At 42.3% G+C, this 9,569-nt stretch carries 10 protein-coding genes; 6 read left to right on the forward strand and 4 right to left on the reverse strand.

The window, feature by feature from the left end:
• The first annotated feature begins 99 nt into the window (after positions 1-99).
• From ACK5MF_RS14530 to ACK5MF_RS14540, 3 genes are all read left to right on the forward strand, one after another.
• Positions 100-615, forward strand: coding sequence for an NUDIX hydrolase (locus ACK5MF_RS14530; RefSeq protein ID WP_416923313.1), 516 nt, complete (start codon positions 100-102; stop codon positions 613-615).
• A gap of 27 nt (positions 616-642) precedes the next feature.
• On the forward strand, positions 643-1,647 hold the full coding sequence (gene ltaE / locus ACK5MF_RS14535) for a low-specificity L-threonine aldolase (RefSeq protein ID WP_416923314.1): 1,005 nt from the start codon (positions 643-645) through the stop codon (positions 1,645-1,647).
• Positions 1,648-1,775: 128 nt separating this feature from the next.
• On the forward strand, positions 1,776-2,519 hold the full coding sequence (locus ACK5MF_RS14540; protein ID WP_416923315.1) for a TetR/AcrR family transcriptional regulator: 744 nt from the start codon (positions 1,776-1,778) through the stop codon (positions 2,517-2,519).
• A gap of 69 nt (positions 2,520-2,588) precedes the next feature.
• Here ACK5MF_RS14540 and ACK5MF_RS14545 read toward each other — a convergent pair whose 3' ends face one another.
• The gene (locus ACK5MF_RS14545) at positions 2,589-3,863 is read right to left on the reverse strand and encodes a DEAD/DEAH box helicase (RefSeq protein WP_416923316.1); all 1,275 of its coding nucleotides are present in this window, start codon (positions 3,861-3,863) and stop codon (positions 2,589-2,591) included.
• A gap of 154 nt (positions 3,864-4,017) precedes the next feature.
• Positions 4,018-4,599 carry an ACP phosphodiesterase gene (locus ACK5MF_RS14550; RefSeq protein WP_416923317.1) on the reverse strand — a complete coding sequence of 194 codons (582 nt, stop codon included), beginning with the start codon at positions 4,597-4,599 and terminating at the stop codon, positions 4,018-4,020.
• Positions 4,600-4,881: 282 nt separating this feature from the next.
• Between ACK5MF_RS14550 and ACK5MF_RS14555 the strand changes: the two genes are divergently transcribed.
• The gene (locus ACK5MF_RS14555; RefSeq protein WP_416923318.1) at positions 4,882-6,084 is read left to right on the forward strand and encodes an aromatic amino acid transport family protein; all 1,203 of its coding nucleotides are present in this window, start codon (positions 4,882-4,884) and stop codon (positions 6,082-6,084) included.
• 163 nt (positions 6,085-6,247) lie between these two features.
• Here the strand turns inward: ACK5MF_RS14555 and galE are convergent, their stop codons facing one another.
• Both galE and ACK5MF_RS14565 read right to left on the reverse strand, forming a co-directional pair.
• Positions 6,248-7,207 (reverse strand): UDP-glucose 4-epimerase GalE, encoded by a 960-nt coding sequence (gene galE / locus ACK5MF_RS14560; protein WP_416923319.1) that lies wholly within the window; start codon positions 7,205-7,207, stop codon positions 6,248-6,250.
• 550 nt (positions 7,208-7,757) lie between these two features.
• Positions 7,758-8,708: an XRE family transcriptional regulator gene (locus tag ACK5MF_RS14565; RefSeq protein WP_416923320.1), complete on the reverse strand. Its 951-nt coding sequence runs from the start codon at positions 8,706-8,708 to the stop codon at positions 7,758-7,760.
• A gap of 179 nt (positions 8,709-8,887) precedes the next feature.
• Between ACK5MF_RS14565 and ACK5MF_RS14570 the strand changes: the two genes are divergently transcribed.
• Together ACK5MF_RS14570 and ACK5MF_RS14575 are read left to right on the forward strand one after the other, a co-directional pair.
• Positions 8,888-9,145, forward strand: coding sequence for a helix-turn-helix domain-containing protein (locus ACK5MF_RS14570; protein WP_416923321.1), 258 nt, complete (start codon positions 8,888-8,890; stop codon positions 9,143-9,145).
• A 2-nt stretch (positions 9,146-9,147) separates the two neighbouring features.
• Positions 9,148-9,569 (forward strand): DNA-binding protein (locus tag ACK5MF_RS14575; protein ID WP_416923322.1); only part of this gene is annotated, 422 nt, incomplete at its 3' end.

The raw sequence follows: 9,569 nt of genomic DNA on the forward strand, positions 1-9,569 counted from the left end.
CATCATTAAATCGAATTCCGATTGAGGTTTTGTCAACAAATACGCTAAGGTAAGTGTTCGACGCCACAATGGCTCCCCTTCAGCAAAAGAAAGAATGGTATGAGCAAAACCATACACACATGGAAACGCATCTCTCTTGTAGAAGAAAATGTCGTCCTTCCTACAGGAAATTCAGTGACACATACAACAATAGTACATCCCGGTGCCGCAGTTATTCTTCCTGTGACGAATGACCATCGCATTGTCATGATCAATCAGTTCCGCCCATCACTCAAAAAATGGCTACTTGAGCTTCCTGCCGGAACAATTGAGAGCCAAGAATCACCGCTAGTTTGCGCACAACGCGAACTCGAAGAAGAGACTGGTTACAGCAGCGATTCATTTATTAGTTTAGGTCAGTTCACGCCACTTGCAGGCTTCTGCGATGAAATTCAACATCTTTTTATCGCTAAACGGCTTTCAAAAACCGCTAGATACAGTTGCGATGACGATGAAGTCATTGATGTGATTACGCTATCGGTTGAAGAGATAGAGCAAAAAATCATTAGTGGTGAAATTACCGATTCAAAAACGATCGCTTGCCTGAGCAAAGCTAAGTTATGCGGCTATTTATAAAATTTAAGTGCTTAAGAAGGAATTAACATGGATTTTCGTTCAGATACAGTAACTAAACCAACCCAAGCTATGCGCGATGCAATGGCTCGCGCAGAGGTGGGAGATGACGTTTATGGTGATGACCCAACCGTTAATGATCTTGAAATGTGGGCGGCAGAGCAACACGGTTTTGAAGCAGCGCTGTTTACCACTTCGGGCACTCAAGCAAACCTGCTAGCTTTAATGTCACATTGTGAACGTGGCGATGAATACCTTTGTGGTCAACAAGCACACAACTATATGTTTGAAGCCGGTGGTGCTGCAGTATTGGGTTCTATTCAGCCTCAGCCTATTGAGAACAATCCCGATGGCACACTTGACTTTGCTAAGTTAAAAGCTGCGATTAAGCCAGACGACTTTCACTTCGCTCGCACGCGCCTATTAAGTTTGGAAAACACCATTAATGGAAAAGTCCTGCCGATGGACTATCTCAAACAAGCGAGAGAATTCGTCAACCAACATAATCTCAAATTGCATCTTGATGGCGCGCGCGTTTACAACGCTGCGGTTGCTTTAGATACAGACGTAAAGAACATTGCTCAGTACTTTGATTCCATGACGGTATGCCTGTCTAAGGGATTGTGTGCTCCCGTCGGTTCGCTACTTCTGGGTACTAAAGAGTACATCGCTAAAGCAAGACGAATTCGAAAAATGCTGGGCGGTGGTATGCGTCAAGCAGGTATTTTGGCGGCTGCGGGTAAACTCGCACTGACTGAGCAAGTTGCTCAACTAAAAGTTGACCACGAAAATGCAAAACACCTCGCATATGGGCTTGCAGAACTACCCGGTTTTACGCTAAACCCCGAATGGGTACAGACGAATATTGTGTTTGCCAAACTAGATGAATCCATTGATATTCGATCAATCGCCACTCAGTTAAAGCAAGACGACATCATGATATATCCCGGAAACCCAATCCGATTTGTAACTCATAAAGACATTTCACGTGCAGATATAGACCAACTGCTACATAAACTCCGCGTTCTGCTTTAGTGTTTTATAACAATAACCCATTTCTGCTAAGTAAATCGCGAAGTTGGGTTATTGATAACATGCTTTTCCGTGAAAAATTTTTGGAATGCTGGTAAAACATCGCCCATACACAGCGATGAATTGTTGATATGACTGATAAAAAACAAGGGCGTCGTAGTGCTGATGATGCCCACAAAACTCGATTACATATTCTCCGAGAAGCCGGACTCTTATTTTGTGAGTTGGGCTATGCTCGCGTATCTCTGCGCAATATCAGTGAAAAAGCAGGAATTTCACACAGTTTGATCCGTCATCATTTCGGCAGCAAAGAAAAGATCTGGCATTACATTAGCGATGGTATGCACCAATATATGGAGTTTTACCTGCGCAAAGTGTTGTCTGAAATCCCTGAAAATACCGCAGTGAACGTCAAGTTATATCGCTTCACAATGCATTTATTGGCACACAGCCTTATTGTTAAACAACCCATTCAGTTTATTGCTGATGCCGTTCGTCAGGAAGATGCATTGTTTGACTACTTCATCGATACGGCTGGTGATCTGGAATGCCTGATTGAAGGGCTCGCAGCACAGTACAACAAGGAATATCCAGATGCCCCAATAAAAGTTTGGGAAATTAAATGGCAAATGATTATGTTCAGTCATGGTGCAGCAAGTTTAACGCCGTTTATGAAAGAAACATGGGCAGACGAGACAGACGATTTAGACCAATGCCTTCTCAAACAGTGGTCATTATTCAATGATATTATGGTGCATAAATTGCGTGTTGCAGATCAAGACATCATGCGCCCATCCAGCGTACAGGATCTTGTTTATGAAGTTCGTTATGACTGGGAAGAAGAGTGCGAAAAACGCATCAATACCAATCCATAATTTAACAGCAATCAATAATTTAAAGGGCTGCATTACACAGCCCTTTAAATTTAATTACTTTCCAAAAAATTACGACATTATTTTTTTACCGCGACTGGCATGAATTTTTAGTTTCGCTTTCATTTTTCTTTTCTCTGATGAGCGACTATTTCGTTTCGCAGGACGGCTATCATCAAACACTGGCTCGATAGTTGGTTCAAAGCCTTGTAACCACTCTTGCGGTAACCTTTGATCTAATAAGCGCTCAATAGCGTGCAGTAGAGGCTCCTCGTCTTGACTCATCAGTGAAACAGCTAAGCCTTCTTTGCCTGCTCTACCTGTACGTCCGATACGATGTACATAATCTTCCGCTTTAAAGGGCATATCGTAATTAACGACTTGTTCAAGTTGTTCAATATCGAGTCCACGTGCAGCGACATCGGTAGCAATAAGGGCTCGTATTTTCCCATCTTTAAAATCATCCAGTGCTTTTTGCCTTGCACCTTGACTCTTGTCACCGTTTATCGAAGCGGCTTTGATACCATCAAGTTTCAGCTCTGCAGCAAGCGCATCACTGCCCTGTCTCGTTTTGGTAAACACCAATACTTGCTGCCAGTTTCGAGAACCAATTAAATACGCTAACAACTCTCTTTTACGCTTTTTATTGACCGGATAGACCATCTGTTTAACTGTCGCGGCTGTCGAATTACTTGGTGATACCTGAACTTCAACAGGATCGAGCATCATTTTATAAGCGAGCTCTTTGATCTTTTTATCAAACGTTGCGGAGAAAAACAGAGTTTGCCTGGCGCGATTAAGTTTTCTGAGCACTCTTTGAATATCAGGCATGAACCCCATGTCTAACATACGATCTGCTTCATCAAGAACCAATACTTCTACCGTACCTAAATACAGTGTTTTGACATGCGCGTGATCCAAAAGCCGTCCGGGCGTCGCAATTAAAATGTCAGCACCGCCACGCAGGTTGTCTACCTGTACTTTCATACTTGTGCCGCCATAGGCTGTGACGATTTTGATATTTTGACCTTTTGCGTACACGGTCAGATTATCAAAAACCTGTTGGGCTAGTTCGCGAGTTGGCACCAAAACCAAGGACCGAATGTCTTTTCCTTTTCTCTCTACATCGCTTGGATTATTGATAAAGCGTTGGATTAGAGGCAAGCCAAACGCTGCCGTTTTACCCGTACCTGTTTGTGCGCCAGCTAACACATCGCGTCCTGCCAACACTTGGGGGATGGCCTGTGTTTGAATCGCGGTTGGCACCTCAATCCCAATGGCAGATAACGTTGTCACTAAAGCAGGTTGAATACCTAACTGTTGAAAATTGGAGATTTGTTCAGACATTGAATACCAGTTAATTCAGCAAAAAATGTTCAATAGCTAATAACTCGTTGAATCAAGACAGATATCATAAAGCTTACGCTCTCATGAAGCTTATGGCCTTTTAAAACTTATGATCTCTTAAAACACCGGTTTTTAGTTTGGGCGGCGGATTGTATCAAAAGCGAATGCTTTTTGCTTTCTCTAATATTTGTGGATAAAGCTCAAAGAAAATCGCTTCAAGCTCCCTGTAAGAGTCAGCAAGACTCAAATGGCATTCAGCCAAAGGTTTCATCCTTTCCCTACGCATCGACATTCTTTGCAATGCAAAATGGATGTTTTCAAAATCAGCGTATGATTCCAGCCATCTGCCTTGCCACATTTTATCGCTTACCATCATATATTGCTCAGGCAACAAAGAAGAGTAGTCATCTCTGACCTTCTTCTCTGCGCTATTAACAAATTCTCTTAGCGACAATACATGAAAATGGTGCCAATTTTTCGCTAGGCAATGATCCCAAAACATATCCAAGGCTATTGGCGAAAAGCGACGAGTCGCTTTAGGAAATAAGCCTTTGGCTTGTCGCATCAGTTCATGGCTATCGGTGTACGCATCAACCCATCGATGGAGACGAATGCCCTGAACAATGTCTTGCGAAAACTGTTCACTTGGATCGCCTTTAACAAAATCACCCAACAAGTTTCCGAGTAAGTTGCTATCAGATTCTTCAGCGATATGTAAATGAGCAAGATAATTCATCGTAAAAAACTTAAACTCTTCTTCTCTTTGTTCGCTTGATTATATGTTTATTCACATTGAGCTGTTCAATTAAATATTCAAGTTTATAAGACTCAACATTAAGTTACGCTTTCCGTGTATATAATAATGTACACCAATGGGATTTAATACGTACAAATCCATTGACGTTTACCGTTAAGTTCTACAGAATGTGGCAAAACTAGCGAATAAAACCAACCTTATTGATTATTATTCGAACAAAAATCTCAAACCACACAACAACAGTAAAGATAAGTTTACAAAATGATGAAATCAAAGCTTTTGGGCAGTACTTTGATTATTGCGGGCACCACAATTGGTGCAGGTATGCTTGCTCTGCCACTCGCATCCGCAGGAATTGGTTTTTCTACATCTCTGATCATTATGCTTGCTCTTTGGGCACTGATGTCTTTTACCGCACTCCTTATGGTAGAAGTTCATCAATATGCCGACAAAGATGCAACCTTACACACGCTTGCAAAGCAGATACTGGGTGATAAAGGAAAATGGGTGGCGACCTTTGCCATGCTATTTTTGTTCTACGCCTTGTGTGCAGCCTATATCGCTGGCGGTGGCGCTCAATTCACTCATCGCATCGCAAGTTTTACTGGTGCTGAAATAAACGGTCAAATCGGTACGCTGATTTTCACACTAATCGTCGCTAGCGTTGTGACCATTGGTACCGCGACAGTAGACAAAGTAAACCGCCTTCTATTCGCCGGTAAAATTGTTGCTATGGTTGTTGTGCTTACTTTCTTAGCGCCGAACGTTACACACTCATACTTGCTGAGTATGCCTGTTGGTCAAGGTCTGGTCATTGCGTCAATTCCAGTAATATTTACATCATTTGGTTTCCACGGAAGCGTCCCTGCAATTGTAAATTACTTAGACGGCCACACGCCTTCGCTACGCAAGGCGATTGTCATCGGCTCTGCAATTCCGTTGATTGTTTATATCTTCTGGCAAATTGTCACACTGGGTGTCGTCAGTCAGTCAGACCTTATCGACAATGCGGGTCTGAGCGCACTAATTACAACGCTTTCTCAAACCGTTCATCAATCTAATCTTGGCAATGTGATCGGCATTTTTGCGGACCTTGCATTACTCACATCATTTTTAGGCGTGAGTTTAGGCTTGTTTGAATTTATGGGCGACACGATTCGTAAAAAGAACGGTGGAATTAATCGAATTGCAGCGTCACTGGTAACATATACTCCACCGCTGATCTTTGCTCTGTACTACCCTCAAGGTTTTATTATGGCATTGGGTTACGCCGCTATCGCATTGGCAATCCTAGCGATATTCCTCCCTTTAGTCATGGTGGTGCGTGTTCGTCAAACGGCGACAAATGAACATTACCAAGTGGGTGGCGGTAATATCGCGCTAATCGTGACCGGTTTGGTGGGTATTTTGATTATCGGTTCGCAGCTTTTAATTACAGCCGGAGTGCTCCCATCACTAGGCTAATAAGCAGAGGCGTGCACACGGCGATGTCAGCAGAAGCACAGAACTCAGCAGAAGAACAAAACAAAGTAGCGTAATGAAAACACTCCGTTGTTACCGTACTCATTGCTAACATTTGGTTAAGATAAAAGCGGTTCAATTAGCCGCTTTTTGTTTGCTCATTTGATTATGCAGAAGGATAACCTTGCGGGTTATTCGATTGCCAACGCCAGGTATCTTGCGTCATTTCGTCAAGCGTACGCGAAGCTTTCCAGCCCAGTTCTCGTTCCGCTTTTGCAGGATCCGCCCAACATTCGGCGATATCACCTGGGCGTCTTTCCACTAGTTTGTAAGGAACTTGCTTATTTGACGCTTGCTCAAAGGCTTTAACCATTTCCAACACACTGTAACCAGTACCGGTTCCCAAGTTATAAACGTGCAATCCTGCCTTTTGTCCGACTTTCTGCAACGCTGAGATATGTCCATCGGCTAAATCCATCACGTGGATGTAATCGCGTACACCAGTACCATCTTTCGTTGGATAATCACTGCCAAATACAGAAAGAAACTCTCGACGACCGACTGCAACTTGAGATACAAACGGCATTAAGTTATTGGGAATACCTTGCGGGTCTTCACCTAACTCGCCTGATGGATGAGAACCCACAGGATTGAAGTAACGAAGAAGTGTAATGCTCCAATCTGGATTTGCCTTTTGAAAATCTCTCAGACACTCTTCGACCATTAATTTGCTGCGACCATATGGGTTAGTTGCACTGGTAGGAAAATCTTCGGTAATCGGCACAGAAGCAGGATCACCATAAACGGTCGCCGATGAGCTAAACACTATCGACTTAACTCCGGCTTCACGCATCGCAGCAACAAGGACTAACGTCCCATTGACATTGTTATCATAGTATTCCAGTGGCTTTTGAACTGACTCTCCAACGGCTTTCAAACCCGCAAAGTGGATGACGGCATCAATTTTGTGCTTAGTGAGCAGTTCAACCATTAAGGATTTGTCACGAATGTCGCCTTTTACGAATTCAGGTCTCACGCCAGCCACTTTCTCGATGCGATCAAGTACTGTTGATTTACTGTTGTATAAATTATCCAAGATCACAGGCGTCATTCCTGCATCAATCATCTAGATGCATGTATGACTACCGATATAGCCCATGCCACCAGTTACTAAAACGTTCATTATCCTCTCCATAAAGCAGTGGTGCACTGCTTACCTAGCCGTTTATCAAATTTATCAAGTCCAGAGATATACCCAAACTACTTGAAGTTGCAGGTAGGCGGCAAGTGAGTGAATCCCCATGAGCATAGATAAACTATGTGATTGGGGTGAACGAACGTAGCCAACACCGCTGCAGCTTCAAGTAGGAAGGGTATACAATCAAATCAATCCAGATCGTTTTCATTACTATTCATCAAGTGTATGAAAACTATTTAAATGAACAATATAAGGAATAGATGGGAATTGGTCGGAATAAATGGGAGGGATTTGGGTTGAGGCTAGGAAAAACAAAGGGCTTGAGGCGATTTGCTTCAAACCCTTTTTTGCATTTTGGGGGATGGTGGTGAAAATTTCAAAATGAACAATTTTTTGAAATTACAAAAACCAGCCCTAGTAAAGTGAACAATTGCAGAAAGGCTTTATTTTGTTTTTAAAGTGCCTTTAAATTTTTAAATCAATTGCCTAGGTCTTTAGCGATGTGAACCACTTGGCCTATCACTTCGAACTGGTGCTGTTCTTCTTTTTTGATGTCTAACGTGTCATACACTTTGTTATCGCTAATCAAGCGCCATGAACCTAGTGCACCTTGGTAACGCTTCACAAACAGCTGTTCCTCGTTTCTGAATATATACAAGTGCCCATCTTGTGGAACGGTGCGGCCTAGGTGTACCACTAGCGTGTCGTTGTTATTGATCGTTGGTTCCATGCTATCGCCTTTGGCCCATACAATCGCTAAATCCTTTTCGCTAAAGCCTCGCCACTTCAACCACTTGCGTCTAAACGCTAGGTGTCGGCATGGTTCTTCTTCACCGCCTAAAGGGTTTGTGCCGTGCCCTGCGGATACTTGAATTCTATAGCCAGGTATTAGTGCGAATTCTTCTAAAAATGAACTTTTTAGATCCTTTGTCGCAAATTCAATAGCCTCAAGATTAAACTCTTTAGAGTTTAGGGCGACACTTGTAGCAATAATTTCTTGTGTTTCTTCTGAATAGCTAGAGAGTGCCAATTTCAGATTATTATAGGCATCTATACGCTTCTTCGATTTCTCCTTGGCTGTTGAATCTAGAGCATCCAAGAAATCATCTCTTTGCGTTAATAAAGCTAACCCTCTTTCATTGGAAACAAATCCAGAATCATTACTAAAGATAAAACCTTTACCAGTCAGAAGCCAAGCTGGGTTGATTCCAGTGCTTTCGGCTATTTGAATGATCTTTGAGGCTGTAGGTTCCCCTCCATTCAAATAGCGCTTTAAGCCTGAAACTGACATTCCGACTCTTTTAGCGAATAAATTCGGATTTCCAACACAATCAACCAGAAGTTGAATGCGTGATTGGACAGTTTCAGCTCTTTCAAGTTTATCAATTAAAGATGAAAGCTCTTTTAAAGTTTTTTCGCGTATGTCCATTTGTTTTTATCCTGTTGAAAAACATAGATAAAACTCTATAAAGCAAAAATATAAACTCTAAAGAAAATATTTATGAACTTTTTAAAGTTGACATCAATCTTTTTAGCGTCCATATTTACTCTGCAAGGTCGCTCTATTGAGTTAATTATTTGAGTAAAACGAGAGTATAGAGGTTTTTTATGAATCATCAAATAGGGTTTCAATTCACCAAAGAAAATGGTGACTGGAAAGATGAGTTTATTCTCGCCGCTTTGAAGTCAAATGGATGGGATTACTCAACTCTAGGTGAAGCAAACGAATTAGCTAAAACCACATTAAGAAATGCTGTGCGCGCTCCTTGGCCAAAAGGTGAAGGGATTATTGCAAGCGCTTTGGGGTTAAAGCCTGAAGATATTTGGCCGAGCAGATATTTAGATAAAGAAGTGAAGCGAGGCTAATTATGGAATGGTTTGCAATATCTGAATTACTTAATTTGCCTGGATTACCCAATACAGTTCAGGGCATAGCTTATCAAGCAAAATCTAAAAGCTGGAAACTCCGTTCTCGTGAAGGTAAAGGCGGCGGAAAAGAATACCACATTTCAAGCCTACCGATTGAAACCCAAGTTGCCCTTTACAAGCGTGAAGGCAAAATCAAAGTAGGTGATGATTTTATCGACTTACCTAAACCTGTAGAAAAATCCTATTGCCGTGAAGCATTGTGGGCTCGCTGGGATGTCGCAGGCATTCGAGCGCAAGAAAAAGCCAAAAAGATGGTCGCAGCAGTACAAGCGGTTTATCAGATGAACAAAACAGGCGTGGGCAAAGTTGCGGCTTATGAAGCCGTCGCGAAACACAATGGCATTAGCCTTTCTACTATTCG

Origin of the sequence: Vibrio sp., assembly GCF_047973365.1 — a bacterium.
Classification (GTDB): domain Bacteria; phylum Pseudomonadota; class Gammaproteobacteria; order Enterobacterales; family Vibrionaceae; genus Vibrio.

Excerpts from the sequence above, each read along its gene's own strand:
- ACK5MF_RS14530 (WP_416923313.1), top strand. The coding sequence starts at position 100 with ATGAGCAAAACCATACACACATGGAAACGCATCTCTCTTGTAGAAGAA.
- ltaE (WP_416923314.1), top strand. The coding sequence starts at position 643 with ATGGATTTTCGTTCAGATACAGTAACTAAACCAACCCAAGCTATGCGC.
- ACK5MF_RS14540 (WP_416923315.1), top strand. The coding sequence starts at position 1,776 with ATGACTGATAAAAAACAAGGGCGTCGTAGTGCTGATGATGCCCACAAA.
- ACK5MF_RS14545 (WP_416923316.1), bottom strand. The coding sequence starts at position 3,863 with ATGTCTGAACAAATCTCCAATTTTCAACAGTTAGGTATTCAACCTGCT.
- ACK5MF_RS14550 (WP_416923317.1), bottom strand. The coding sequence starts at position 4,599 with ATGAATTATCTTGCTCATTTACATATCGCTGAAGAATCTGATAGCAAC.
- ACK5MF_RS14555 (WP_416923318.1), top strand. The coding sequence starts at position 4,882 with ATGATGAAATCAAAGCTTTTGGGCAGTACTTTGATTATTGCGGGCACC.
- galE (WP_416923319.1), bottom strand. The coding sequence starts at position 7,207 with ATGATTGATGCAGGAATGACGCCTGTGATCTTGGATAATTTATACAAC.
- ACK5MF_RS14565 (WP_416923320.1), bottom strand. The coding sequence starts at position 8,708 with ATGGACATACGCGAAAAAACTTTAAAAGAGCTTTCATCTTTAATTGAT.
- ACK5MF_RS14570 (WP_416923321.1), top strand. The coding sequence starts at position 8,888 with ATGAATCATCAAATAGGGTTTCAATTCACCAAAGAAAATGGTGACTGG.